The 24,664-nt window shown below is 72.3% G+C and carries 21 protein-coding genes; 13 read left to right on the top strand and 8 right to left on the bottom strand.

Features of this window, described 5'->3' with window-relative positions; genetic code table 11:
- Positions 1–136 precede the first annotated feature (136 nt).
- The 4 genes from ACFZBP_RS20005 (at position 137) to ACFZBP_RS19990 (ending at position 3,074) form a co-directional block, all read left to right on the top strand.
- Positions 137–676: a DUF5134 domain-containing protein gene (locus ACFZBP_RS20005; RefSeq protein ID WP_383448878.1), complete on the top strand. Its 540-nt coding sequence runs from the start codon at positions 137–139 to the stop codon at positions 674–676.
- A 70-nt stretch (positions 677–746) separates the two neighbouring features.
- A complete protein-coding gene (locus ACFZBP_RS20000; protein WP_383448877.1) occupies positions 747–1,418 on the top strand; it encodes a phosphatase PAP2 family protein in 672 nt (223 codons plus the stop codon).
- A gap of 74 nt (positions 1,419–1,492) precedes the next feature.
- Positions 1,493–2,236 (top strand): HAD family hydrolase, encoded by a 744-nt coding sequence (locus ACFZBP_RS19995; RefSeq protein WP_383448875.1) that lies wholly within the window; start codon positions 1,493–1,495, stop codon positions 2,234–2,236.
- 151 nt (positions 2,237–2,387) lie between these two features.
- Positions 2,388–3,074, top strand: coding sequence for a TetR family transcriptional regulator (locus tag ACFZBP_RS19990; RefSeq protein WP_391414727.1), 687 nt, complete (start codon positions 2,388–2,390; stop codon positions 3,072–3,074).
- On the opposite strand, the gene ACFZBP_RS19985 is transcribed toward ACFZBP_RS19990, so the two are convergent.
- Positions 3,062–4,564 carry an LVIVD repeat-containing protein gene (locus tag ACFZBP_RS19985; protein ID WP_391414725.1) on the bottom strand — a complete coding sequence of 501 codons (1,503 nt, stop codon included), beginning with the start codon at positions 4,562–4,564 and terminating at the stop codon, positions 3,062–3,064. The genes ACFZBP_RS19990 and ACFZBP_RS19985 overlap by 13 nt on opposite strands.
- A gap of 64 nt (positions 4,565–4,628) precedes the next feature.
- On the opposite strand from ACFZBP_RS19985, the gene ACFZBP_RS19980 reads away from it, so the two are divergent.
- Together ACFZBP_RS19980 and ACFZBP_RS19975 are read left to right on the top strand one after the other, a co-directional pair.
- Positions 4,629–5,312 carry a DUF305 domain-containing protein gene (locus tag ACFZBP_RS19980; RefSeq protein WP_391414723.1) on the top strand — a complete coding sequence of 228 codons (684 nt, stop codon included), beginning with the start codon at positions 4,629–4,631 and terminating at the stop codon, positions 5,310–5,312.
- Positions 5,313–5,452: 140 nt separating this feature from the next.
- Positions 5,453–6,688: an MATE family efflux transporter gene (locus tag ACFZBP_RS19975; protein ID WP_391414720.1), complete on the top strand. Its 1,236-nt coding sequence runs from the start codon at positions 5,453–5,455 to the stop codon at positions 6,686–6,688.
- Here the strand turns inward: ACFZBP_RS19975 and ACFZBP_RS19970 are convergent.
- Positions 6,623–7,132 (bottom strand): DUF6214 family protein, encoded by a 510-nt coding sequence (locus ACFZBP_RS19970; RefSeq protein WP_383448865.1) that lies wholly within the window; start codon positions 7,130–7,132, stop codon positions 6,623–6,625. The genes ACFZBP_RS19975 and ACFZBP_RS19970 overlap by 66 nt on opposite strands.
- A gap of 248 nt (positions 7,133–7,380) precedes the next feature.
- On the opposite strand from ACFZBP_RS19970, the gene ACFZBP_RS19965 reads away from it, so the two are divergent.
- Complete coding sequence (locus ACFZBP_RS19965; protein WP_391414718.1) at positions 7,381–8,724, top strand: FAD-dependent oxidoreductase; 1,344 nt, start codon at positions 7,381–7,383, stop codon at positions 8,722–8,724.
- A 22-nt stretch (positions 8,725–8,746) separates the two neighbouring features.
- Here ACFZBP_RS19965 and ACFZBP_RS19960 read toward each other — a convergent pair whose 3' ends face one another.
- Positions 8,747–9,100 carry an ArsR/SmtB family transcription factor gene (locus tag ACFZBP_RS19960; protein WP_383448861.1) on the bottom strand — a complete coding sequence of 118 codons (354 nt, stop codon included), beginning with the start codon at positions 9,098–9,100 and terminating at the stop codon, positions 8,747–8,749.
- A 151-nt stretch (positions 9,101–9,251) separates the two neighbouring features.
- On the opposite strand from ACFZBP_RS19960, the gene ACFZBP_RS19955 reads away from it, so the two are divergent.
- Positions 9,252–10,331: an NADH:flavin oxidoreductase/NADH oxidase gene (locus ACFZBP_RS19955; RefSeq protein ID WP_383448859.1), complete on the top strand. Its 1,080-nt coding sequence runs from the start codon at positions 9,252–9,254 to the stop codon at positions 10,329–10,331.
- A gap of 107 nt (positions 10,332–10,438) precedes the next feature.
- On the opposite strand, the gene ACFZBP_RS19950 is transcribed toward ACFZBP_RS19955, so the two are convergent.
- Positions 10,439–14,770 (bottom strand): HAD-IC family P-type ATPase, encoded by a 4,332-nt coding sequence (locus ACFZBP_RS19950; protein ID WP_391414715.1) that lies wholly within the window; start codon positions 14,768–14,770, stop codon positions 10,439–10,441.
- A gap of 112 nt (positions 14,771–14,882) precedes the next feature.
- Positions 14,883–16,211, bottom strand: a complete 1,329-nt coding sequence (locus tag ACFZBP_RS19945; RefSeq protein WP_391414713.1) for a PHB depolymerase family esterase — start codon at positions 16,209–16,211, stop codon at positions 14,883–14,885.
- 376 nt (positions 16,212–16,587) lie between these two features.
- Here ACFZBP_RS19945 and ACFZBP_RS19940 point away from each other — a divergent pair, with 376 nt between their 5' ends.
- Entirely contained in the window at positions 16,588–17,568 is a 981-nt protein-coding gene (locus ACFZBP_RS19940) for a polysaccharide lyase family 1 protein (protein WP_391414711.1), read from the top strand.
- A gap of 32 nt (positions 17,569–17,600) precedes the next feature.
- Positions 17,601–18,383, top strand: a complete 783-nt coding sequence (locus ACFZBP_RS19935; protein ID WP_391414709.1) for a pectate lyase — start codon at positions 17,601–17,603, stop codon at positions 18,381–18,383.
- Between the two features lie 146 nt (positions 18,384–18,529).
- Here ACFZBP_RS19935 and ACFZBP_RS19930 read toward each other — a convergent pair whose 3' ends face one another.
- On the bottom strand, positions 18,530–19,324 hold the full coding sequence (locus ACFZBP_RS19930; protein ID WP_391414707.1) for a PaaX family transcriptional regulator C-terminal domain-containing protein: 795 nt from the start codon (positions 19,322–19,324) through the stop codon (positions 18,530–18,532).
- 79 nt (positions 19,325–19,403) lie between these two features.
- Here ACFZBP_RS19930 and ACFZBP_RS19925 point away from each other — a divergent pair, with 79 nt between their 5' ends.
- On the top strand, positions 19,404–21,107 hold the full coding sequence (locus ACFZBP_RS19925; RefSeq protein ID WP_391414705.1) for an acyl-CoA dehydrogenase family protein: 1,704 nt from the start codon (positions 19,404–19,406) through the stop codon (positions 21,105–21,107).
- A 43-nt stretch (positions 21,108–21,150) separates the two neighbouring features.
- Here ACFZBP_RS19925 and ACFZBP_RS19920 read toward each other — a convergent pair whose 3' ends face one another.
- Positions 21,151–21,735: a hypothetical protein gene (locus ACFZBP_RS19920; protein WP_383448846.1), complete on the bottom strand. Its 585-nt coding sequence runs from the start codon at positions 21,733–21,735 to the stop codon at positions 21,151–21,153.
- 241 nt (positions 21,736–21,976) lie between these two features.
- Between ACFZBP_RS19920 and ACFZBP_RS19915 the strand changes: the two genes are divergently transcribed.
- Both ACFZBP_RS19915 and ACFZBP_RS19910 read left to right on the top strand, forming a co-directional pair.
- Positions 21,977–23,062, top strand: a complete 1,086-nt coding sequence (locus tag ACFZBP_RS19915) for a WD40/YVTN/BNR-like repeat-containing protein (protein ID WP_383448844.1) — start codon at positions 21,977–21,979, stop codon at positions 23,060–23,062.
- 133 nt (positions 23,063–23,195) lie between these two features.
- Positions 23,196–24,143: an MIP family channel protein gene (locus ACFZBP_RS19910; protein ID WP_391414702.1), complete on the top strand. Its 948-nt coding sequence runs from the start codon at positions 23,196–23,198 to the stop codon at positions 24,141–24,143.
- Positions 24,144–24,170: 27 nt separating this feature from the next.
- Here the strand turns inward: ACFZBP_RS19910 and ACFZBP_RS19905 are convergent, their stop codons facing one another.
- Positions 24,171–24,542, bottom strand: coding sequence for a CrcB family protein (locus ACFZBP_RS19905; protein WP_391414700.1), 372 nt, complete (start codon positions 24,540–24,542; stop codon positions 24,171–24,173).
- Between the last annotated feature and the right edge of the window lie 122 nt (positions 24,543–24,664).

Raw genomic sequence — 24,664 nt, 5'->3', positions numbered from 1 at the left:
GTTTTACTCGTAAAGCATATGAGGTGACCTGCCGTGCTCCGTCGAATGCTCCCCGTGTACACCCTTGCGCTCGCGTGCGCGCCCGATCGCCGGGGCATCGACGCACTGTCCGGGACCGTCGAGCGGGGAGGTGCGCGTGCACGGACCGGCTTCGCACGGCTGGCTGCTGGTCGCGCTGTGTGCGGCGACCGGCGCCTACTGTCTGCTGCGGATGCGCAGTCAGGTCGAGGAGCAGCGCCGGGCCGCGGGCGGAGAGGCGCTGATGGGCTTCGGGATGGCCGCGATGGCCGTGCCCGCCGCGGTGTTCACGCCGCCGGCGTGGGCCTGGCCCGTATACGCGGCCGTGTTCGGCGCGGCGGCCCTGCACGCCCTGTGGTCGGCGCGCGAGGGCGCGCACCATCTGCATCACCTGGTGGGGGCCTCGGCCATGGTCTACATGGCGGTCACTATGGCCGCCTCGCCCGGCGGTCACGGCGGTCACGGCGACCTGGGCGTCCCGATCGTGACAGGCACCCTGCTCCTGTACTTCACGGGCTATGTGCTGCTGTCCGGGGTCCGGCTGGTGCCCGTTGTGGGCGGGGGCGGGGGCGTCGGCTGGGGCGACCGTCCGGAGCTGGCGCGGGCGTGCCGGCTGTCGATGGGGATCGCGATGGTGGCGATGTTGCTCGCCCTCTGAAAACCTGGTGGGCGACGCAAACACGCCCCCTCATTGGCCTCTCGCCCCGTTCGTCGGCGAGGATCGCAGTATGCACACCCAGTCCGTCGATTCCCCGCCCCGCCCGCCGGCCGAGCGCAGGACCGCCCGCTGGGCCGGCGCCCTGGCCGTGGGCTCCATGCTGCTGCTCGCCCTGGTCGCGGTCCGGTGGTACCCGCTGATGACCCTCGACGGCGACGTCGCGGAGACCACGCACCGCTGGGCCGTCGAGGAGGACGGCGTCACGCACGCGTTCCGCATCCTGACGGACTGGGTCTGGGACCCGTGGACGATGCGCATCCTGACCTTCGCGGTCGCGATCTGGTTGGTGTGGCGCAGAGCCGCGCGCTGGACGGCCGTATGGCTGGTGGCCACATGTCTGCTCGCCACACTGGTCCAACAGACCCTGAAGGCCGTGGTCGACCGCCCGCGCCCGGTCTGGCCCGACCCCGTCGACTCCGCCCACTACGCCGCCTTCCCCTCCGGCCACGCCATGACGGCCACGGTGGTCTGCGGCCTCCTGCTGTGGCTCCTGCACCACTACGGCGCCGGACGCGTCCTGTGGCGCACGGCCGTCGCCGTGGCCGCTCTCTCCGTGGCCGGTGTCGGGCTGACCCGGATCTGGCTGGGCGTCCACTGGGCCACGGACGTCGTCGGCGGCTGGCTGCTGGGCGCCCTGGTCGTGGTGCTGGCGATCGAGGTGCACGCGCGGCAACGGCGCTGAGCGCGCGGCCGGTTCGGTGCGCGGGCCGCGCGATCTTCCCGCGCGGGGGCGGCGGGGCCCGTAGGATCCGGACCATGACCGCCGTCCTGTTCGATTTCTCCGGAACCCTCTTCCGTGTCGAGTCCACCGAGTCCTGGCTGCGCGGAACACTCGCCGAGGCCAAAGTGGAGTTCGACGAGACCGAGTTGGCCGGCGCGGCCCAGGCGCTGGAGGCCATGGGGGCGTTGCCGGGCGGGGTCGATCCGTCCTGGCTGCCCGAGGACGTCGCGAGCGTCTGGGGAGTGCGGGACAAGAGCGCCGAGCTGCACCGGGCCGCCTACACCGGGCTCTCCCGGCACGTACGGCTCCCCGACGACCGGTTGCACGACATGCTGTACGACCGCCACATGGCGCCGGCCGCGTGGAGGCCGTACCCCGACACCGCCGAGGTGCTGCGGACACTGCGCGAGCACGGCGTCGGGGTGGGGGTGGTCAGCAACATCGGCTGGGATCTGCGCCCGGTGTTCCGGGAGCACGGCCTCGATCCGTACGTGGACACCTATGTGCTGTCGTACGAGCACGGCATCCAGAAGCCCGACCCGCGGCTGTTCGCGGTCGCCTGCGCGGCGCTCGACGCCGATCCGCGCGAGGTGGTGATGGTCGGCGACAACCGGCGGGCGGACGGCGGTGCGGCGGCCCTGGGCTGTGCGGTGCACTTCGTGGACCATCTGCCGGCCGACCAGCGGCCCGACGCGCTGCGGCCGGTGCTGGATCTGGTGGGCGCCGGGTATCGGGCGAACGGTGTCGGCGCACGGCAGGAGATGCCGGAGAAGAAGTAGCCTCCGGCGACCATTCGAGGGGGCCGGGCCCGCTCTGGACGATCCCCCGCGTCGCCCAGAGCAGACGGCAACCCCGACCAGGCCGGATCGATGCCGGGCCGGAAGCCCTGAGTATAGTTGGCTGGCAGCCAGTCAACGCAGGAGTTACAGGATGTCCCCGCGCAGCGCCTCGGTCAATGAAGAGTTGCGGCGGCGTTCCCGGGAGCGACTTCTGCAGGCGGCGGTGGAGCTGGTCGGCGAGCGGGGCTACGAGGCGACCACGCTCGGCGACATCGCGGACCGGGCGGGCTCGGCGCGAGGTCTGGTGTCGTACTACTTCCCGGGCAAACGCCGGCTCGTGCAGTCCGCCGTGCACCGGCTGATGCACCGCACGCTGCAGGAGGCGCTGGAGCGCGAGCCCCGCTCCGAGGACGGCCGGGAGCGGATGGCCAGGGCCATCGACGCGATCCTCGGGCTCGCCCGGGACCGGCCCGTGCTGATGCGCCAGCACATGGCGGGGATCCTCCAGGCCGAGGGCTTCGTGCAGTGCCCGGAGCAGCGACGGCTGGCCGAGCTGTTGCGGGAGGTCTGCGCGGGGGCCGGCTCGCACGACGTCGACGCCGACTACCCGATGCTGCGCTCCCTCCTCATGGGCGCCGTCTACGCGGCGCTGGTGCCCGGGGCACCGATGCCCGTGCCGGTGCTGCGCGCCGAGTTGTTCGACCGCTACCGGCTCGACTGGGAGATGGGAGTCCCGCCGGACTCGGTGACCGTGCCCGGCGGGACGTGCGACACGGATCTGTCGCGGTTCTTCGCCACCGGGTTCTCACCCGGCCGCCCGGACGATCAGTCGAAGTAGTCCGGCTGTGTCTGGACGTTGAGTTCGCGCAGGTGGACCCAGCGGGCCGGGTTCGTGCGCCGGTCGTCGATCCTCAGGACGTCGAAGCCCCGGGCCATCTCGTTCGCGTAGATGTAGCCGTTGTAGTAGTACGCCGACCACGCGCCGCCGGAGCTGATGGTGTCCGTGGTCAGCGGACCGCGGTCGAAGTAGGCGATCTCCTTCGGGTGGGAGGAGTCGGTGAAGTCCCAGACGGAGACGCCGCCCTGGTACCAGGCCTGGACCATGAGGTCCTTGCCCTTGACCGGGATCAGCGAGCCGTTGTGGGCGACACAGTTCTCGGTGTCCGCCTGGTGGCGGGGGATCTTGAAGTAGCTGCGGAAGACCAGCTTGCGCTTGTCGCCCTTGCCGACGATGTCGTAGATGCCGTCGGCACCGCGGTCCGGGCCGATCTCCGCGTTGCAGGTGGCCGCGCCGCCGCCGCCCAGCTCGTCGGTGAAGACGACCTTGTTCGCCTTCTGGTTGAAGGTCGCCGAGTGCCAGAACGCGAAGTTCACGTTGTCCTGGACCCGGTCGATGACCTTCGGGTGCTCCGGGTCCTTGATGGAGAACAGGATGCCGTCGCCCATGCAGGCACCGGCGGCCAGGTCCTTGTCCGCGAGCACCGTGATGTCGTGGCAGCCGGTGGTCTTGGAGACGCCCGGGTTGGTGGGCGAGCCGGGGTTGCCTCCACCGTCCGGGCCGTCGCCGGGGAACAGCACCGGGAAGCCCACGACGGCCGCCTTCTCGGGGGCCTTGCGCGGCACCTTGATGACGGAGATGCCGTCGTGCGGGGGCTGGCAGTCGGGGTAGGTGGCGTTCGGCGAGTACGAGGAGACGTAGACGTAGACGTTCTTGCGCTCGGGCACCAGCGTGTGGGTGTGCGAACCGCAGGCGGTCTCGACGGCGGCGACGTAGCGGGGGTTGCGCTTATCGCTGATGTCGAAGACCTTCATGCCCTCCCACGAGGACTTCTCGGTCGCGGGCTGGGTGGTGCTGTTGCAACTGCTGTCGCTGCGTGAGGAGTCGGTCGACAGGAACAGCAGGTCGCCGGAGACGGAGATGTCGTTCTGCGAGCCCGGGCACAGGACCTGGGCGATGGTCTTCGGCGCCGTGGGCTTGCTGATGTCGAAGATGCGGAACCCGTCGTAGTTGCCCGCGAAGGCGTACCTGCCCTGGAAGGCGAGGTCCGAGTTCGTGCCCGGAAGGGCGTCCTTGGGGATGTTGGCCAGATGCTGGATGTTGTCGGAGTGGACGATCTCGTCCTTGCCCGGTATCTCGCCGTCCTTGAGGGCCTTTCTCACCTCGGCCCGGGTGCTGTCGGAGACCTCCTTCTCCGCGACGGGGCCGTCCCCGGGGTCGGGGATCGCGGCGGCCGGCTGCGCGGTGAGCAGCGCGGCGAGAAGCCCGGCGGCGGCAGCGCCAACTCCGAGGTGTCTGCGCCGCGTTCGAGGATTGCTGAACAGGATCACTGTTTTCCTCCCTTGTGCCGTTCACACTGGAACGGTTCACGCACGCCCGAGTATGGTCTTCACCATGCGCATTTCAAGAGCGTGCCATGAACATGTAACGAAGGCGCCGTTCCGTCGGGCGCGTTGCGTTACGGCCTCACTGGCCGCCTTGGCCGTGCTCGTGCTCGGAGGCTGCGACTCCGGATCCGGCTCCGACTCGGCCGCGCAGGACGGGCCTTCGGTGATCGTGCCGGGCCGGCCGGGCGAGTCGAACCGGGTGCTGCCCGCCGAGGAGGCGGCACGGCAGCGCGCCGAGGACGACTCCCCCAACTCCGCGGACGTCGCCTACGCACGGATGATGATCCAGCACCACGAACAGGCCCTGGTGATGACCGAACTCGCCCCGGACCGCGCCGAGTCGACGAAGGTCGGAAAGCTCGCCGAGCGGATCGCCGCCGCGCAGGGGCCGGAGATCGCCGCCATGAAGGGCTGGCTGAAGGGCCACGGCAAGTCGGAGAAGAGCGAGGGCCACGACCACGGCTCGATGCCCGGCATGGCGACCGAGGCGCAGCTGGCCAAACTGCGCGCCGCGCGGGGGAAGGCGTTCGACGAGCTCTTCCTCACGCTGATGATCACCCATCACAACGGGGCGATCACCATGGCCACGGACGTGAAGGGGCAGGGCAACAACATCCGGATCGAGGAGATGGCCGACGAGGTGGTCGCTCAGCAGACGAGCGAGATCTCGCGGATGCGGGACATGCTCTGACCGCCGTACGGGACATCGCCAGGGCGGCACTGCCGCTCTACCTGAGCACCCTGGCCGCCTCGGCGGGCGCGCTCGTCGACACGGCCCTGCTCGGACGGCACGCGACCGTCTCCCTCGCGGCCTTCGCGGTGGCCGTCGCCGTGTTCGCTCCGGCCACCGCGACCGTCGCGGGCGCGTTGCGCGGCGTCATGCCGTTCGTCGTGCCCTGCAAGGACGAGCCGGACGCGCTGCTGCCGATCGTCCGGAACGCGATGTGGCTGGCGTTGGCCATGGGCGGGGTGTGCGCGGCAGCCGTCGCCTCGGTGCCGCTGATCGGCGGAGCGGCGGGTGTGCCCGTCGCCGTACTGGACCAACTGGGCTTGTTTCCCTGGCTGTTGGCGGCGAGCGTACTGCTCGTCGCCGTCGGCCAGTCGGCGACCTCCGTCCTGGTGGCCCTCGGCCACGGCGCCCAGGTGATGCGCGCCGGACTGCTGGGCACCGCCACGTCCGTCACGCTGTCGGTCCTGCTGGTCGGCGCGCCCGGCCCCCTTCCCGGATACGGTCTGACCGGGGCGGGCGTCGCCATGCTCGCCGCCGCCCTGGTCGGCGCGTGGGCCAACCAGCGCACCCTGCGCCGCCGTACCGTCCTGGCCGGCCGTCCGCTGCACCCCGGACGGCCCGATCCGCGCCGGGTGCTGGGGCTGGCCGCGGTGGGGATCCCGCTCGCGGGGACGGTGCTGATCAAGTTCGCGGTCCTGGGTGTGCTGACGTTCGCCGCCGCCCGGATCGGCACGGACAGCGCGGCCGTCCACGGTGTGTCCGAGTCGCTGGTGAACGTGATGTTCACCGTGGCGGTGGCGGTCGGCCAGGCCATGATCCCGCTGACGGCAGGCGCCGCGAGCGCGGGCGATGTCGCGGGCATACGGCGAAGCCTGCGGGCGGGCGTCGGTGTGACGCTGAGCGCGATCACCGTGCTCGGTGCCTTCCTGCTGCTCGGTCGGCACTGGACCGTAGCGCTGTTCACCTCGGACGACGCGCTGCTCCCGCAGGTGGTGCGCCAACTGCCCCTGGTACTGCTGGTGGTGGTCACCGACGCCCTTCAGGCGGTCGCCGGCTTCGCGCTGATCGGGCTCAGACGGACCGTGCCGAGCCTCGTGTCCACCGCCGTGTGGTTCGGGGCGCTCGCGGCGGTCGCCGTCCCCGTGGCCGAGGCCGGCGGGCTCACCGCGCTGTGGGCGGCGCTGGCCGTCGCGAACCTGCTCCAGGCGGTGACCAAGTGGGCCTCGTTCCACCGCCACAGCGCGGGCGTCGGCGCGAGCGCGGCCCGCGGGTCAGTGGCGGGCCCGACGCCTCGTCAGGAATCCGGCGTCACGGGCCTGGCCGATCAGCCGGAGTGACTTGCGGCGGCCGAAGCCCGTCGCCGTCATGACGGCGAGAACGGGGTCGGTTCCCTCCTCCTGGGCCGCGCGGTACTTCTGCGCCACCAGCCACTGCCCCTCGATGCCGCGCGGCCAGCCCGCCCCGGCCGGACAGGGGCCGTCGGCCTGTTCACCGTCCGGTTCGCCGGCGTCCGCGTCGGTGCCGTCCGGTCCGGGATCCGCCTTCGGTGCGGCCCCGATGCCGCAGGCCTCCGAGAGCGGCTCCTCGATCCAGTCGGCGAGCGCCGCCAGGTCGTCCAGGGAGAGCGCCGGCTCGGCCCGTACGTCCTCGATGGAGACGCACCCCTCGGACACCACGGCGACCGCGTCGACATGGGCGCCGTCGCCGAACTCCAGCCGGAGCCCGAACCAGGCCGTGGCCCCGGTGCCGTCCCGCACTTCCCACGCGGGCCACACGGACACGGCACCATCCGTCGCGAGGCGATCGGAAAGATTAAGAAAGGATGCTTCCAGCACACACGCAACGTAACCGCATGATCACATTCCATACGAACGAACACGCGTCCCGTGCGACGCACAGCACCCTGTCAGCGGAGCGGCGGCGGTGCGATGCTGGACTCGAGAGCGACTCCCGAAGATCCTCAAGATCCCCGAAGGTTCCCCGTAGGTCCCTGAAGGTCCCCGTAGGTCCCCGGACGAGGAGTTCCGCCGTGCTGCGTGTCGCCGTCGTCGGCTCCGGACCGGGCGGGTGCTACACCGCCCAGAGTCTGGTGCAGCAGGACCCTGACGTGCTCGTCGACGTCCTGGACCGGCTGCCGTGCCCGTACGGCCTGGTGCGGTACGGGGTGGCGCCGGACCACGAGAAGATCAAGTCCCTCCAGAACAACCTGCGGGCCGTCCTCGAGCACGAGCGGGTGCGGTTCCTCGGCGGTGTCCAGATCGGCCCTGGCGGAGTGCCGGCCGAGCGGCTCCGGGAGCTGTACCACGCCGTGGTGTACTGCGTGGGCGCCGCAACCGACCGGCACCTCGGGATTCCCGGGGAGGACCTGCCGGGCAGCTGGTCGGCGACCGAGTTCGTGTCCTGGTACAGCGCCCATCCGGACGCCGTGGACGACGGGTTCGTGCTCGGCGCGCGGTCGGCGGTCGTGATCGGCGTCGGCAACGTCGCCGTGGACGTCACGCGGATGCTGGCGCGCGGCCCGGCCGAGCTGACCCCCACCGACATGCCGCAGGCCGCGCTCACCGCGCTCGCCGCGAGCCGGGTCACCGACGTCAGCATGGTCGGACGGCGCGGCCCGTCGCAGGCGCGCTTCACCACCAAGGAGCTACGGGAGCTGGGCACGCTGCCCGACACCGACGTGAGCGTGGACGGGGACGAGCTGGCGTTGGATCCGGCCTACGCCGAACCCTCCGGGCTGCCCGCGCCGCAGCGCCGCAACGTGGAGGTCCTGCGCCGCTGGGCCGAGACCCCGGCGCAGGAAGCCGGCCATCACATCCGGCTGCGCTTCTTCCTGCGCCCCGTCGAACTCCTCGCCGAGGGCGGGCGCGTGGGCGCGGTGCGCTTCGAGCGGACGGTTCCGGACGGACAGGGCGGCGTGACGGGGACGGGCCGGTACGAGGACGTCGAGGCCCAGTTGGTGCTGCGTTCGGTGGGCTATCGCGGAGTGCCGCTGGCGGGACTGCCGTTCGACCCGGCGACCGGCACGGTGCCGCACCTCGCCGGGCGCGTCCTGCGCGAGGGCCGGGTGGCGCCGGGCGAGTACGTGGCGGGCTGGATCAAGCGGGGCCCGACGGGCGTCATCGGCACGAACCGCTCGGACGCCAAGGAGACGGTGACGGCCCTCCTGGCGGACGCCTCCGCACTCGCACGCGAGGAGAGGCCCGAAGACCCCCTCGCGGCCCTGCGCGCCCAAGGCGTCGAGCCGGTCGGGTGGACGGGCTGGTGCGCCATCGAGCGGGCGGAGGCGGAGCTGGGGGCGTCGCTGGGGCGCGGGGTGGTCAAGCTCCCGGACTGGCGGTCGCTCATGGCCGCCGCGCACGAGAGCGCCCCGTGAGCGGGCGGGGCGGTACCGCGGTTCAGGCGCCGCCGAGGCGGGCGGCCTGGCGGTCGGCGGCGTCGAGGAGGCAGTCGAGCAGCCCCGGGAAGAGGCCGTCGAGGTCGTCCTTGCGCAGGCCGTTCATCTTGGCCGTGCCCCGGTAGACCTGCTGAAGGACACCGCTCTCGCGCAGCACCCGGAAGTGGTGCGTGGTGGTGGACTTGGTCACGGGCAGGTCGAAGTGCGAACAGGAGAGCTCGTCGCCGACGGCGGCGAGCTCCCGCACGATCCGCATCCGCATCGGGTCGGACAGCGCGTGCAGCACGCCTTCCAGCCGGATCTCCTCGCGCGTCGGGTGCGGGAGGTCACGGCTGCTGACAGCGGGGCTGGTCACGGCGGCTCCACTTCGTCGGGGTCCCTGAACTCGGGAGTCCCTCTGCTCGGGTTCCCTCATTGTACGAGACCTCTCGTAGTTTGACACTTCCCGTACTACGATGCCTATCGTACGAGTCGACCGCTGGTCCCCGTGACGAATGGAGTCCGCCGTGAGTGCGCTCTTCGAGACCTACACCCTGCGCGATGTGACGATCCCTAACCGGGTGTGGATGCCCCCGATGTGCCAGTACTCGGCCGCCCCCGACGGCCCCGACGCGGGTGCCCCCGCCGACTGGCACTTCGCGCACTACGCGGCCCGCGCGGCCGGCGGCACGGGGCTGATCATCGTCGAGGCCACGGGGGTCAGCCCCGAGGGCCGGATCTCGCCGTACGACCTGGGCATCTGGAACGACACCCAGGTCGAGGCGTTCCGCCGGATCACGCGCTTCCTGGTGTCGCAGGGCACCGTACCGGCGATCCAGCTGGCCCACGCCGGCCGCAAGGCGTCGACCGACCAGCCCTGGCGGGGCGGTGCCCCGGTGGGCGCGGACGCGCACGGGTGGCAGCCGGTGGCGCCGAGCCCGGTGCCGTTCGCCGACGGGCACCCGGTGCCGAGCGAGCTGACGGTCGCCGAGATCCAGGAGATCGTGGGGCAGTTCGCGGACGCCGCGCGGCGCGCCCTCGCCGCGGGTTTCGAGATCGCCGAGATCCACGGCGCCCACGGCTATCTGATCAACGAGTTCCTGTCCCCGTACTCCAACCATCGCACCGACGAGTACGGCGGCTCGTACGAGAACCGCACCCGTTTCGCCCTCCAGGTCGTGGACGCGGTACGGGAGGTGTGGCCGGACGACAAGCCGCTGTTCTTCCGGATCTCGGCGACGGACTGGCTGGAGGAGCAGGGCTGGACCGCCGACGACACGGTGCGCTTCGCGGCCGACCTCCAGGCCCACGGCATCGATCTGCTCGACGTCTCCACCGGTGGTAACGCCGCAGGTGCCCGGATCCCCGTCGGGCCGGGCTACCAGGTGCCGTTCGCGGCGCGGGTGAAGGCCGAGACCTCGTTGCCGGTGGCGGCGGTGGGACTGATCACCGATGCCGAGCAGGCGGAGAAGATCGTCGCGAACGGGGAGGCGGACGCGGTACTGCTCGGGCGGGAGTTGCTGCGTCGACCGTCGTGGGCTCGGGAGGCTGCGCGCGAGTTGGGTGGGGAGGTGCGTGTGCCGGACCAGTACCACCGGTCCGTTTGATCGCCTACTACTCGCCGGGATGGCTTGTCCCGTCTCGCGACTGCCGGTTCGTGGGGGCTCGCGCAGTTCCCCGCGCGCCTGGGTTGGCAGACTCCGCTCGGCCGAGCTCATCCCGTGGGCAGTTGCCGGCGGACGGCCCGCTCCAGGTAGGGCAGGGCCCGCTGCCCCGACACCGCCAGCGCGATCGACGCGGCTACGCCCGTCCAGGCGAGCGGCCCGAGCGGGGTGCAGCCGAAGAGGTTGCTGAGGCCGGGGGTCTCGACCAGGGCGAAGAGCGCGGCGGCGGAGCCGAGGGCGGTGGCGCGGACCAAGGGGCTGCCGCGGCGGTCGGCCAGGGTCTGGGCGAGCTGGGTGCCGACCACGGCGCACAGGGCCATGGTGGTGGACCGGCGGGCGGTACCCGGGGTGAAGCGGCCGATCAGCCAGGCGGACGTGGCGCCCAGCGTGGTCGTCAGGGCACGGTGACGGATCTTGCTGGTGAGGGGGGCGCCGAGGAGTGAGGTGCCCAGCGGTTCGGTGCCCTCGGGGCCGGCCGCCGCGGATTCCGCGTCGGTCCTGTCCGTACCCTCTGTCCCCTCCGTTCCCTCCGGCTCCTTCGGCGTCACCGCCACCGCCATCGCCGGGAACAGGTCCGTGAAGAGGTTCACCAGCAGCATCTGACGGGTGGACAGGGGCGCCGCGCCGGACAGGAGGGTGCCGAGGAGGCCGAAGCCGACCTCGCCGGCGTTGCCGCCGATCAGGATGGCGATGGCGTCGGCGACGCTGTGCCACAGGGCCCGGCCCTCGGCGACCGCCTCGATGAGGACCGTCAGGTCGCCGTCGGTGAGGACCAGGTCGGCGGCGTTCCGGGCGGCGGCCGAGCCGCGGGCGCTGATGCCGACGCCGATGTCGGCGGCGCGGATGGCCGCCGCGTCGTTGGCTCCGTCGCCGACCATGCCAACCACGCGCCCGGCGTCCCGCAGTGCCTCGACGACCTGGAGTTTCTGCTCGGGCGCCACGCGGGCCACCACGCCCATGTCGCGCAGCATGCGGGCGCGTTCCTCCCGGCCGGCGGAGGCGAGTTCGTCGCCGGTGACGACGCCGGTGTCCTCGGGCCAGCCGAGTTCCGCGGCGATCGCGCGAGCGGTCTGTGGGTGGTCGCCGGTCAGCATGACGGGGCGTACGCCCGCCTTGCGCAGGCCCTCGACGAGGGCGGTGGAGGTGTCGCGGGGTACGTCCGCGAGCGCGAGCAGGCCCGTGAACTCCAGCTCGCCCAGCGGCTGTTCGAGAACGTCCGCCGGGTCGTCCGCCGCGTCGAGCCGGCGCCGGGCCACCGCGAGGACCCGCAGTCCGTCGGCGGCCAGGTCGTGCGCGGCCTCGGACGCCGAGGAGGGCAGGTCGGCGCAGGCGGGCAGCACCGTCTCGGGGGCGCCCTTCACCACGAGTACGGCGGTGCCGTCCTCCGCCTCGCCGATCGCGGCGGCGTAGCCACGGCCGGCCTCGAAGGGCAGGCCCTCGGTCTGGGACCACTCGGGGTCGGGCCCGGCCGCGTCCAGGACGGCCTCGTCGGTGGCGTGCACCGGCCGGTCCGAGCCGCCGTTCAGCTGGGGGCAGGCGCGTGCCGCGGTGCGCAGCGTGGGGTCGTCCGCGTCCGGCTTGCGGACCGTGCCGTCGGCGTCCGTGACGCGGACGAGGCGGAGCCGGTTCTCGGTGAGCGTGCCGGTCTTGTCGAAGCAGACGGTGTCCATCCGGCCGAGCGCCTCGAGGGTGCGCGGGGCCCGGACGAGGACTCCGCGGCGGCTCAGCCTGCGGGCGGCGGCCAGTTGGGCCACGGTCGCCACCAGCGGCAGCCCTTCGGGCACGGCGGCGACGGCCACGGCGACGCCGCCGCTGACCGCCCGGCGGACCGGTGTGCCGCGCAGGAGGGAGAGGGCGGTGACCCCGGCACCGCCCGCGAGGGTCCACGGCAGTGCCTTGTCGGTGAGTTCCCGGAGCCTGGCCTGGACTCCGGCGGACGGGGGTGTACGGGCGGCGAGGGCCACGGCGCGTGCGGCCTCCGTGCGCTCCCCGGTGTCGACGACGACGGCCCGGGCCTCCCCGGCCACCACGGTCGTGCCCTCGAACACCATGCAGCTGCGGTCCGGCACGGCGGCGTCCGGCGTCGGGTCGACTCCCTTGTCGGCCGCCAGGGACTCCCCCGTCAGCGCGGACTCGTCGACCTCCAGGCCGTCCTCCCACACCAGTCGGGCGTCGGCGGGCACCACGTCGTCCGCCCGGAGCTCGATCAGGTCGCCGGGGCTGAGCTTGGCGGCGTCCACGAGGTGCGGGCGGGCCTCCGGCTCCTCGGCCGTGACGCGTGCCTTCTGCGTCTGCTTCGCCAGCAGTCCGGACAGCGCCCGCTCGGCCCGCATCCGCTGGATGCCGCCGACCAGTGCGTTCAGGTCGAGCGCGCCGACGACCAGCAGGGCGTCGACCACGGAGCCGAGGATGGCCTCGGCGGCCGAGCCGACGGCGAGCACCGGGGTGAGCGGGTCGTCTAGTTCACCGCGCACGGCGCGGGCGAGTTGCACCGGCGCGGCCAGCGGCGCGAACACGCGGTGCCGGCCCATCGCCTGAAGTGTCTTGCGCGCACGGCCCGTCGCCTGCTCGGGCACGGTCCGCTCCGGGCCCGGTTCGTGTTCCAGTCGTTCGCGGACCTCGGTGTGCTCCAGTTCGTGCCAGGCGACGCGGGGCCGCGGGTGCGGTGCGCGGGCCGTGGCCACGCCGAGGGCGGCGCGTGTGCCGGTGAGCAGGGCCCAGGTCGCGCTCACGTCGACCGGTGTGTGCCGCAGCCCGGGCCACGGGGTGGGGCGGCCGCGCCGGGACTTGCCGATGGCGACCAGCAACCCGGACAGGGCGGCACCGGACCGGGCTAGGACCTGTGACCTGCGACCGACCTTGCGCGCGGCCGGGACCGCCCGCAACAGCCGCCACACGTCGGCCAGTCCGTGCAGGGCCAGTACGTCCGCGCCCCAGACCACGGCCCCGTCGCGGTCGGTGAGGGCGACGGCCACATCACCGGCGAGCAGCCCGGCGAGGATGTCCTCGTCGTCCTTCCCCGGCCTGGCGACGGTGACGACGACGCCGTCGTTCTCGGCGCGCAGCGCGTCGACCACGTCGCTCAACGACCGCTCGTCGCGCACGACTTGGTCGGCGAGATTGGTGAAGTCCGCGAGGGCGGGGTCGTCCACCATGACGACGCGCAGGCCCGCGCGCCGCGCCGCGTCCAGCACCGTCTCGGCCCACGGGTCCGCGTCGGCACCCGGGATCCGCAGCGCGCTCGGATGCAGCACGACCGTGTCGGCCATCTCCAGCTGCCGCAGCCGCTCGGTGTCGCGCACCAGGACGCCCGCGCGGGACAGCGCGGAACTCAGTACGGCGTGGAAGGCGGCCGGACCGTAGCGGGCGGCCTTGGGAGAGCCGGCGAGCACGGCCTCCGCCGCCTCGGTGCCGTCGTGCTTGACGAGCAGCGTGGCGACCGCGCCGACGAGGCTTCCGGTCTCGGCGTGCGCGGCGTACTCCTGGGCCGGGGAGGTGCGCAGCGGCGGGCGCGGGTGCCGGTCTCCGGCCACGCTGCCGCGCTCGGGCGCGCAGACGTCGTCGTGGACCAGGTCGAACGCCGCCGCGCGCGCGACCGTCTCGGCGAGTTGGAGCGAGCGCAGCGCGCCGTCGAGCACCAGGGCGGTCGGGGTCCGTCCTGCGCCGTGGGCTGCCGCGTTCGCCATCGCCAGCAGCATGTCCATGCGGGAACGGCCGACCCGCGCCCGCAGCCAGCCGCGGAAGCGGGGGTTCTCCCGCAGCAGGGTCACCAGGGCGGTCACCGAGCGGGGCGAGGCCGGCAGCCGCAGGCCGTAGCCGATGAACGCGGCCGCGATGCCGAGCCCGTCGGCGGCGAGCGTCACGGCGGCGTCCCGTACGCCGGCCCGGTTGGCCGGGTGGGGGATCTCCTCGACCTCCTCGTCCGTGCGGGCCAGCCCGTGCCGGGCGGCGAGTTCGCTCGCCCTCTCCAGCACCCGGTCGCCGGCCGACTCCTCGACGGCGGTGACCACCAGCCGGCGCAGTCCGCCGTCCCAGTACGCGAGGGCCACGTCCGGCCGCTCCGCCAGCGCCGCGGCGACCTTGCGCGCGGCCCGCTCGATCCCGCCCTCCCGCCGTACCCGCTCCGGTTCCTCGGCCCGCAACGCGAGGTGGGCCCGGGTGCCGGACCGCCAGGGGTGCGGTCGCCCGGGCCAGGTGTCGCGGGCGACCCGTACGACACGTGCCGCGGTGTCGGCGCCTCGTACACCCGCCCGAGCCGTCCCGGCCACCACCCCAGCGGCGGCGCCCACCGCGGGGGCGGCTCCTCTGACGAGCAGGCGGGGTCCGGCCGCGACCAGTCCGGCCGCGGCGGCTGTCGGACGTGAGAGCAGTCCCAGAACCATCGCTCGCCTCGCTCCACCTCGTTCGACGTCGCCTTCGGTGGAGCCCGGGTTCCCGCAAAACGGCATGTCATCCGTGTGCGGGAGCCCGGTCGTGCCGCGAGGTACCGGAAGGTCAACCGACCGTGCAGGCGGTCCCGCCCAGCGTGAACGCGCCCGGCGCCGCACTGTTCCCGGTGTGGTTCGCCTGGTAGCCGATGCTGACACTGGCGCCGGGCGCGAGGGCCGCGTTGTAGGCGGCGTTGGTGGCCGTCACCGCGCCGGACGCCGGGGTGTAGGTGGCGCCCCAGCCGTTGGTGATCGTCTGGCCGGCGGGCAGGGTGAAGCCGAGCCGCCAGCCGTTGATCGCCGTCGTACTGGTGTTGGTGAGGGTCAGGGAGGCGGTCAGGCCCGTGCTCCAGGCGTTGGTGGTGGCGGTCACCTTGCAGGCGCCGGGCTGCGGCTGGGGCGCGGGGCCGTCGCTGTCGAGGCCGAAGAAGGTGAGGACGCGGGCCGCCATGCCGTAGCCGTACAGGTTGTGGCCGACGCCCTGGAGGCTGATCGCCTCGACGGGGGCGCGGTCACCGGTGCCGCCGTAGCGGGTGCGGGTCCAGCCGGACTGGGGCGTGTCCGTGGCGGCCGGGGTCTGGCCGACACCCTGGACGTTGGTCCACTGCTTGATCATCTCCCGGAGGTTGGGATGGCGCAGGACGTCGTCCTCGGTGCCGTGCCACAGCTGCATGCGGGGGCGGGGGCCGCTGTAGCCCGGGTAGGCGCCGCGGACCAGGTCACCCCATTCCTGCGGGGTGTGGGACACGGTGCCGCCCGAGCAGGCGCTGTTCCACTCGGAGCCGTCGGTGGTGGCGAAGCAGCCGAAGGGGACGCCGGAGAAGGCTGCGCCGGCGGCGAACACGTCGGGGTAGTCGCCGAGCAGGACGTTGGTCATCATCGCGCCGGAGGAGATGCCGGTGGCGTAGACGCGGCTCTCGTCGGCGTCGTAGGTGCGGTTGACCCAGTCGATCATGGACTTGATGCCGACGGGATCGCTGCCGCCGCCCCGCTTGAGCGCCTGGGGCGAGGAGACGTCGAAGCACTTGCTGCTGCGGGTGACGGACGGGTAGAGCACGATGAAGCCGTACTGGTCGGCGAGCGTGTCGTACTCGGTGCCGTTGTACATGTCCGGGCCGGAGCCGGTGCACCAGTGCACGGCCACGAGGACGGCCGGGGCGGCAGTGACGGTATCCGGGACGTACACGTACATGCGCAGGTCGCTGGGGTTGGTGCCGAAGTCGGTGACCTCGGTGAGGGTCGCGGTGGGGACGACGTCGGCGGCCTCGGCGCGGGCGGCGGCCGTGGGGGCGGTGACGAACAGGGTCGCGAGCAGCGGCAGGAGTGCTGCGAGGAGGGCGACGAGCGACGGGAGCGGTCTTCTGGGGGTGGTGCCGATGGGGGTGGGCACGTCCATGTCCCTTCTGGCGCTGTGGGTGCGGGTCCGCGGGCCGGGCGTGCGCCCTGAAGGGGCGCGGGGAACTGCGCGACCGGACAGGTGGCAGCCGACACGCCCGAAGGCATCGTGGCATGGACACGCTCACCATGGAAGCGCTCCCACGCCACTCCCCCACTGGCCTTGAAGAGAGCCCTTACCCCTCACCAGGACTGACGGAATTCCTCCGCGCAAAGGCGTTGACCAGAAAGCGCTTGCCCTTTACGTTCCGTTCAGCAGGGTGACCGAGCCGCACTGGCGCACCCCCACACGGTCGCCTCGTCCGCGCACAGCGTTCAGCATGAAGCACATCGTTCATGTACACGATCGATCGGCTCCTCCGAAGGGACGCATCCACATGCGTACGCTCCCCCCACGTGCACGCTCGCAAAGAACCACACTGGTGACGGCCACCGCGGCCGCCCTCGCCACCGCGGCCGTCCTGGTCCTGCCGCAGTCCGCCGGCGCGGCCGAAACCTCGCCGATCGGATTCGGCGCCGGGACGACCGGCGGCGGCAGCACGTCGGCGGTCACCGTCTCCACGCTGGCCGCCTTCAAGACGGCGGTCACCGGCAACTCGGCCAAGGTCGTGCGGGTCAACGGCCTGATCTCGCTGAGCGGTCAGGTCGACATCGGCTCCAACACCACGGTGCTGGGCGTGGGTTCGTCGTCCGGGTTCACCGGAGGCGGGCTGCGGCTGAAGAACGTCACCAACGTCGTCGTGCGCAACCTGAACATCAGCAAGCCGGTGGCACCGGCCGACGGCGTCACGGTCCAGGCGTCGACGAAGGTGTGGATCGACCACAACTCCTTCTCGGCCGACCGGAACCACGACAAGGACTACTACGACGGCCTGCTGGACATCAATCACGGCTCGGACAACGTCACGGTGTCCTGGAACACCTTCAAGGACCACTTCAAGGGTTCGCTCGTCGGTCACAGCGACAACAACGCGAGCGAGGACACCGGCCATCTGAAGGTGACGTACCACCACAACCAGTTCAGCAACGTCTACTCGCGCATCCCCAGCCTGCGCTTCGGCACCGGGCACTTCTACAACAACTACGTGGCCGGCGCGGACACCGCCTGCCACTCGCGCATGGGCGCCCAGATGCTCGTGGAGAACAACGTCTTCCGCAACACCAAGATCGCCGTCACCACGAACCGCAGCAGTGACGTCGACGGCCACGCCAATCTGCGCGGCAACGATCTCGGCGGGGCCGCGACCGAGATCTCCCAGGTCGGCTCCTTCACCTCGCCGCCCTACAGCTACACCGCGGAGTCCGCGTCCACCGTCGTCGCCTCGGTGACGTCCGGCGCGGGCGCCGGAAAGCTCTGACCACCCCCCAACTGGAGGAAGGCATCCGGGACATGACTTCACCAGCAAAGCCCCGCGCCCGCCGGCGCGCACTGACCGGCACCCTGACCGCACTCGGCCTCTCGTCTGTCATGATCACGACAGTCGGAGCGCCGCCGGCGAGCGCCGCCACCTGGCCGACGCCCAGCAGCAGCCAGCCGGTGAGCTCCACGATCAACGTCTCCGGCGTCCGCGACGGCGGCATGGTCCGCTACTACGGCAGCGGCGAGCTGGCCGGTGACGGCCAGGAGGAGGGCCAGGACCCGATCTTCAAGCTCGCGCCCGGCGCGACCCTGAAGAACGTCATCATCGGCGCGCCCGGCGCCGACGGCATCCACTGCGAGGGCAACTGCACGCTGCAGAACGTGTGGTGGGAGGACGTCGGCGAGGACGCGGCCACGTTCCGGGGCGGCTCCACCTACACGGTGACCGGCGGTGGCGCGAAGAAGGCGGCGGACAAGGTCTTCCAGCACAACGGACCCGGCACGCTGAACATCTCCAACTTCGCGGTCAGCGAGTTCAAGACGCTGTACCGCTCGTGCGGCGACTGCTCGACGCAGTACACGCGCAAGGTCAACCTCAGCAACATCGAGGTGACCGGCACGGGGTCGACGGCGCGTCTTGTCGGCATCAACGTCAACCGCAACGACGTGGCGACACTGCGCGGCATCACGATCCTCAACGACTCCAGTCGCAAGGTCGTGCCGTGCCAGAAGTACAACAACAACACCGCGGTGGGTACGGGGCCGGACAGCACGAACTGCCTGTACTCCACCTCGGACATCACCTACCGGTAGGGGCTAGCCCACATGTGGGGGCTCACACATGTGGCTCTCACACCTGGGCGGGTGCGACACAGATAGACCCCACACATAGGTGGTCCCCCCACGGGGAGGGCGGCCGCACGAAGCGTCCCCGCACGGCGCTTCGTACGGCCGCCCCGTCATGTCCGGCGGGTACGCGCGCGCGGGGTCTCGACGGCGTCCCGGACGTCACGCACGCGCGTGTCCCCGGCCAACTCCCGCCGGTAGTCCGCGTACGCGGTCCGCAACCGGGCACCCGGCCAGTCGGCCGGGAGGAGTTCGGGGGGCAGCACGGGGTCGGCGAGCAGGTGCCGTACGACGGCCGCGAAGGCGGTGAAGCGGTCGGACGGCCGGCGGGCGTGGGTGACATGGGCGAGCAGGGCGCGCCCCGTCTCCGCCCATGTGTCCAGCGGCCACAGGGTCGCGGCGAGTTCGGGGGCCGGACGGTCGGGGCGGGCCGTGCAGCGTTCGGCGACCTGGCCGAGGGCCTGCGGCAGGGGGCGGAGCAGATTGGCCGGGCGCAGCCAGACGCCCTCACGCAGTTCCGCCAGCCGGAGCCGGGTCAACCCGGTGCGGAGTTCGGCGCGTTCGGCGGGACCGCGCCCCGTGGCGGTGACCACGACCATCTCCCAGTCGCCGTCCCAGGGCCGGGTCTCGGGGTGGACGGCGTCGTCCTGCCGCCGCTGGCGTTCCAGCAGCCGTTCGCTGAGGCCGTACACCGTGTCCGCGCGCCGCAGATCACCGGCCGCCACCATTCGGCTGAGCGCGGCCCGCAGGGTGGATCCCGCGATCCCGAACGGCTCCACGCCGCGCACCAGGTCCCTCACCGGCAGCTCGGGCGGATGCGTGCCCAGCAGCAGGCTCAGGACGACCGACCGGGCGGAGAGCGGGCGCAGCTCCACCTCGTCGGCCTGCGGTGACGCGTCGTTCGGCATGGTCACGACTGTACGGGCTCGACCACGGCAACGTATTACACCATTGCTGCGACCGCAGCGAAGATGCAACACTGGCGGCATGGTCTCGATACCCGCGCAGGAGCGGTCCGCAGTCACGCAGGAGCACGCCGGGCAGTACGCCACCCACGACGTCACCAACCAGCCCCCTCCGCTGGCCCCGTACGACGCGTCCGAGGACTCGGCCCTGTTCGAAGGGCTGCGCCGCGAGGGGGCCGGGTGGGCCGAGGAGGGTGTCCGGCGACTCGGGCTGCGAGCCGGAAGCGCCGAGGCGCAGGAGTGGGGTGAGCTGGCCAACCGGCACGAACCCGAGCTGCGGACGCACGACCGGTACGGCCATCGGGTCGACGAGGTCGAGTTCCATCCGAGCTGGCATCACCTGATGCGGGTGGCGGTCGCCGAGGGGCTCGCGGGGGCGGCGTGGGCGGACGAGCGGCCCGGGGCGCATGTCGCCCGGACGGCCGGCGGGCTGGTGTGGGGGCACACGGAGGCGGGGCACGGCTGTCCGACGTCGATGACGTACGCCGCCGTCCCCGTGCTGCGCCGACAACCCGAGCTCGCGAAGGTGTACGAGCCGCTGCTGACGAGCCGGGAGTACGACCCGGAGCTGCGTGTGCCGACCGAGAAGCGGGGTCTGCTCGCGGGCATGGGGATGACCGAGAAGCAGGGCGGCTCAGACGTCCGGACGAACACCACCACGGCGACGCCGACCGCCGAGCCCGGCGTGTACACGCTGCGCGGGCACAAGTGGTTCACCTCGGCGCCGATGTGCGACGTCTTCCTGGTGCTGGCGCAGGCTCCCGGCGGTCTGTCCTGCTTCCTCGTGCCGCGCGTCCTGCCCGACGGCAGCCGTAACACGTTCCGCGTCCAGCGGCTGAAGGACAAGCTGGGCAACCGTTCCAACGCGTCCTCCGAGCCAGAGTTCGACGGGACCGTGGCCTGGCTGGTGGGGCCCGAGGGGCGGGGTGTGAAGACGATCATCGAGATGGTCAACTGCACCCGGCTGGACTGTGTGATGTCGTCGGCGACGCTGATGCGCAAGACGCTCGTCGAGGCGGGGCACCATGTGCGGCACCGCAGCGCGTTCGGCGCCCGGCTGATCGACCAGCCCCTGATGCGCAACGTCCTGGCCGACCTGGCGCTGGAGTCCGAAGCGGCGACGACGCTCACGCTGCGGCTGGCCGGGGCGGCGGACCGTGCGGTGCGCGGCGCCGACCCGGACGGGACCGAGACGGCGTTCCGCCGCGTCGCCACCGCGGTCGGCAAGTACTGGGTCACCAAGCGGGGGCCCGCCTTCACCGCGGAGGCCCTGGAGTGCCTCGGCGGCAACGGCTACGTCGAGGAGTCGGGCATGCCCCGCCACTACCGCGAGGCTCCGCTGCTGTCCATCTGGGAGGGCTCGGGGAACGTCAACGCCCTCGACGTGCTCAGGGCGTTGAGCAGGGAACCGGGCACCGCGGAGGCGCTCTTCGCCGAACTCGCCCTGGCGCAGGGGGCGGACGCCCGGCTGGACGCTGCCGTCACCCGCCTGAAGGGTCTGCTCGCGACCGGTTCCGAGGCCGGCGCCCGCCGCCTGGTCGAACAGATGGCACTGACTCTCCAGGCCTCCCTCCTGGTCCGGCACGCCCCCGCGGCGATCGCCGACGCCTTCTGCGCCAGCCGGTTGAGCGGCGACTGGGGGCACGCGTTCGGGACCCTGCCGGACGCGGCCGACCTGGACGGCATTCTGGGGCGGGCGTTGCCGGGTGCCATGACAGCCCACTGAGGGACCGGCCCCGCGCCGCCCCTCACCCGCCCCGCCGCTCCCCTCACCCCGTCGTCCGCCCGCCCCACAAGGGCCCGAACCGTGCCCACTCGTACCCCCACTGGTCGATGCGCCTGGTCTCCAGGCGACTGCGGAGGGCTCGGCCCGCGACGAAGGGGACGCATGCCGCGCAGACGCCCGCGAGGCCGCCGACCAGCGTGGCGCGGGTGTGGGCCTCGGAGGGAGTGGCGGGCTGGGTCACCATGCGGCCCTGCGGGTCCGTCCAGACGGTGACGGGGGTGCCGACGCCACTGCCGGGCCGGACGCGGGCCTGACCGGTGTGCGGGGAGCCGTCACGGGCGCTCCAGCGGACCTTCGCCCACACCTGTTCGCTCGACGCCCGGGCGCGCGAGTCGGCCGTGCCGGGGGCGTGCTCGGTGAGCAGGGCCACCACGGGCCGCCACTCGACGCGCTCACGGGCCATGCCCTGCTCCACGGTGCGGGCGGTCGTCAGACCGGCGAGCACTCCGGCGAGGACGGTGACCGCCCAGGCGGCGAGCACCACCCAGGCCTCCACCGAGTCGGCCCGGCGCTTGAGCGGATTGCGCCGCCACCGCCACAGCCACACCTTCGGACCACGGAACGCCATCGAAGGCTTCCTCCTCATGCGCGCACGAACAAGCCGGACCCACTTCCCTCCCATACGAAAGACCGCGGGCGGATGCTCACGGCTTCCGCCGGGATCGGCCGTGGCACGGGTCACGCGGTCGGCGGCCGGGAGCCGTCCTCGCCGCTCTGACCTGCAACGCAGGCCTTTCCAGGGGTGACTGTCAGTGGCGAGGTGCAGACTGGCCCGTACCTGAGACAAAGACGTCGCGGAGGTGTTCGGCATGACCGAGGTACTGCTAGCCGTGGGGACTCGCAAGGGCCTGTTCCTCGGGCGGAGGCGAGGTGCCACCTGGGAGTTCGACGAGAGCCCCTACTTCAACGCCCAGGCCGTGTACTCGGTCGCCATCGACACCCGGGGTGAGCGTCCGCGGCTGCTGGCCGGCGGCGACAGCGCGCACTGGGGCCCGTCCGTGTTCCACTCCGACGACCTGGGCCGCACCTGGACCGAACCGGCCCGGCCGGCCGTGAAGTTCCCGAAGGACACCGACGCCTCCCTGGAGCGGGTGTGGCAGTTGCACCCGGCGGCCGCGGAGCCGGACGTGGTGTACGCGGGCACGGAACCGGCCGCGCTGTACCGCTCGGAGGACCGCGGTGAGACGTTCGAGCTGGTCCGCCCGCTGTGGGAGCACCCGACCCGGTCGAAGTGGGTGCCGGGCGGCGGCGGTGAGGGCCTGCACACCGTGCTCACCGACAAGCGCGACCCACGGGCCGTGACGGTCGCCGTCTCGACCGCCGGGGTGTTCCGGACCGCCGACGGCGGCGCCAGCTGGGCGCCGTCCAACTCCGGTGTCTCCGCGGTGTTCCTGCCGGATCCGAACCCGGAGTTCGGCCAGTGCGTGCACAAGATCGCCCAGGACGCGACGACGGCGGACCGCCTCTACCTCCAGAACCACTGGGGGGTGTACCGCAGCGACGACGCGGGCGCGCACTGGACGGACATCGGCGAGGGCCTGCCGTCCACGTTCGGCTTCGCCGCGGTGGCGCATCCCCACCGCGGCGACACGGCGTACGTGTTCCCGATCAACGCCGACTCCGACCGCGTACCGGCCGACCGCCGCTGTCGCGTCTTCCGTACGGCGGACGCGGGCAGGAGCTGGGAGCCGCTGTCGGCGGGGCTGCCGCAGGAGGACCACTACGGCACGGTGCTGCGCGACGCGATGTGCGCGGACGACGCGGACCCGGCGGGCGTGTACTTCGGCAACCGCAACGGCGAGGTGTTCGCGTCGGCCGACGACGGCGACAGCTGGCGGCAACTGGCCTCGCACCTGCCGGACGTGCTGTGTGTCCGAGCCGCGGTGGTCGGGTGAGGGTTCCGCCCTGCCCAGGGCGCTTGCGGGGTCGGGATCGGAGGTTTCTGCGGTTGCCGCGGCTCACGTGCCGAGTTACGACGTGACTACTGCGTTCGGACGTGATCGCAGCCAGCAAGCCCTGGGAGGTCACATGGCAGTGGAGATCCAACCTCTGGTGAAGCCCTCGAGGTTTCGCAGTCGCGCGGGTCTGCCGGGCGAGTGCATGTCGGAGTTCCTGGGGACGTTCGTCCTCATCGCCTTCGGCACCGGCGTGGTGGCGATGGCGGTGGCGGCACTGCCCGGCTCCGGGCGCACCGAGGGACCCACCACGTTCTTCCTCGGCGCCGGCGACTGGCTGCTGATCACCTGGGGCTGGGGCATGGCCGTGATCCTCGGCATCTACGTGGCCGGCGGGGTCAGCGGAGCACACATCAACCCCGCGGTGACCCTGGCCTTCGCGGTGCGCCGCAAGTTCCCCTGGGCCAAGGTCCTCCCCTACTGGCTGTCGCAGGTGCTGGGCGCCCTGGCCGGGGCGGCGCTGGTCTACGGGGTGTACCACGACGCCATCAACACCTTCGACGACGCCATGGAGGGCCCCAAGACGGGCGGGCACACCCTGGCCTCGTTCTCGATCTTCGCCACCTTCCCGGCGCCGTACTTCCACGGCGGCATCTGGGGTCCGCTGATCGACCAGGTCGTCGGCACCGCCTTCCTGGTCATGCTGGTGGTGGCGATCATCGACCTGCGCAACACGGCCGTGAAGGCGAACCTGGGCCCGCTGGTGATCGGCTTCGTGGTGGCGGCCATCGGCATGTCCTTCGGGGCGAACGCGGGCTACGCCATCAACCCGGCCCGCGATTTCGGTCCGCGTCTGTTCACCTGGTTGGCGGGATGGAAGGACCTGGCGTTTCCGGGCAGCCTGTCGGGGGCGTTCAGCGGCTACTGGTGGATTCCGATCGTCGGGCCGCTGGTGGGCGGTGTGATCGGGGTGCTGGTGTACGACCTGTTCATCGGCGACGTGCTGCACGCCCGCGCAGCGCAGGGCGAGCTGGAGCCGGAGCCCGGCCGGACGCGCCCCACCACCTCGGACGAGGAGTAGCAGGCGGGGGCGCGGCCCGTGGGGGCGTCACAGCACGCGCTGCGCCACCTGCACCCCCGTCAGCGCGCCGGCGGTGGCCGCCCCGGCGCCGACCAGCCAGCCGGTGCAGGCCCGCAGCCCGGCGATGCCGTACAGCCCGCTCCGCGTCAGCCGGAGAAGCTCGTGGCCGAAGACGCTGAAGGTGGTGATGGCCCCGCCGAGCAGCACATGCACCGAGGCCGGCTTGTCGCTCGCGATCAGGTCGCCCAGGAGGAGTCCGAATCCGAAGCAGCCGCTGAAGTTCAGGGCGAACGCGGCCCATCGAAACTGCTCATGGGGCCACGCCTTGAACAGCGCCTTCTCGAGCCCGAAACGCAGTGCGGCTCCGCCGACTCCTCCCAGGAACAGCATCAACGGCATCACGGGACGCGGTCCTCTCAGCGACGTCCCGACTCGTGCCGGAACGGGCGGCCTACCGGCTTGGAGTGTGGTCGAGCCGCGCACGCCGGGCCGGGAGCGAGGGCCGCGAGCGCGCCGGACAT

The organism is Streptomyces sp. NPDC008086, from assembly GCF_042957325.1.
In the GTDB taxonomy this organism is placed as follows: Bacteria; Actinomycetota; Actinomycetes; order Streptomycetales; family Streptomycetaceae; genus Streptomyces.
The sequence above is the reverse complement of the archived record's forward strand: the minus strand, read 5'-3'. Positions and strand labels throughout refer to the sequence as shown.

Coding starts and splice junctions, on each gene's coding strand:
- ACFZBP_RS19935 (WP_391414709.1), top strand. CDS start 17,601: ATGACTTCACCAGCAAAGCCCCGCGCCCGCCGGCGCGCACTGACCGGC.
- ACFZBP_RS19950 (WP_391414715.1), bottom strand. CDS start 14,770: ATGGTTCTGGGACTGCTCTCACGTCCGACAGCCGCCGCGGCCGGACTG.
- ACFZBP_RS19995 (WP_383448875.1), top strand. CDS start 1,493: ATGACCGCCGTCCTGTTCGATTTCTCCGGAACCCTCTTCCGTGTCGAG.
- ACFZBP_RS19915 (WP_383448844.1), top strand. CDS start 21,977: ATGACCGAGGTACTGCTAGCCGTGGGGACTCGCAAGGGCCTGTTCCTC.
- ACFZBP_RS19945 (WP_391414713.1), bottom strand. CDS start 16,211: ATGGACGTGCCCACCCCCATCGGCACCACCCCCAGAAGACCGCTCCCG.
- ACFZBP_RS19925 (WP_391414705.1), top strand. CDS start 19,404: ATGGTCTCGATACCCGCGCAGGAGCGGTCCGCAGTCACGCAGGAGCAC.
- ACFZBP_RS19905 (WP_391414700.1), bottom strand. CDS start 24,542: ATGCCGTTGATGCTGTTCCTGGGAGGAGTCGGCGGAGCCGCACTGCGT.
- ACFZBP_RS20000 (WP_383448877.1), top strand. CDS start 747: ATGCACACCCAGTCCGTCGATTCCCCGCCCCGCCCGCCGGCCGAGCGC.
- ACFZBP_RS19990 (WP_391414727.1), top strand. CDS start 2,388: ATGTCCCCGCGCAGCGCCTCGGTCAATGAAGAGTTGCGGCGGCGTTCC.
- ACFZBP_RS19910 (WP_391414702.1), top strand. CDS start 23,196: ATGGCAGTGGAGATCCAACCTCTGGTGAAGCCCTCGAGGTTTCGCAGT.
- ACFZBP_RS19930 (WP_391414707.1), bottom strand. CDS start 19,324: ATGCCGAACGACGCGTCACCGCAGGCCGACGAGGTGGAGCTGCGCCCG.
- ACFZBP_RS19940 (WP_391414711.1), top strand. CDS start 16,588: ATGCGTACGCTCCCCCCACGTGCACGCTCGCAAAGAACCACACTGGTG.
- ACFZBP_RS19920 (WP_383448846.1), bottom strand. CDS start 21,735: ATGGCGTTCCGTGGTCCGAAGGTGTGGCTGTGGCGGTGGCGGCGCAAT.
- ACFZBP_RS19980 (WP_391414723.1), top strand. CDS start 4,629: ATGCGCATTTCAAGAGCGTGCCATGAACATGTAACGAAGGCGCCGTTC.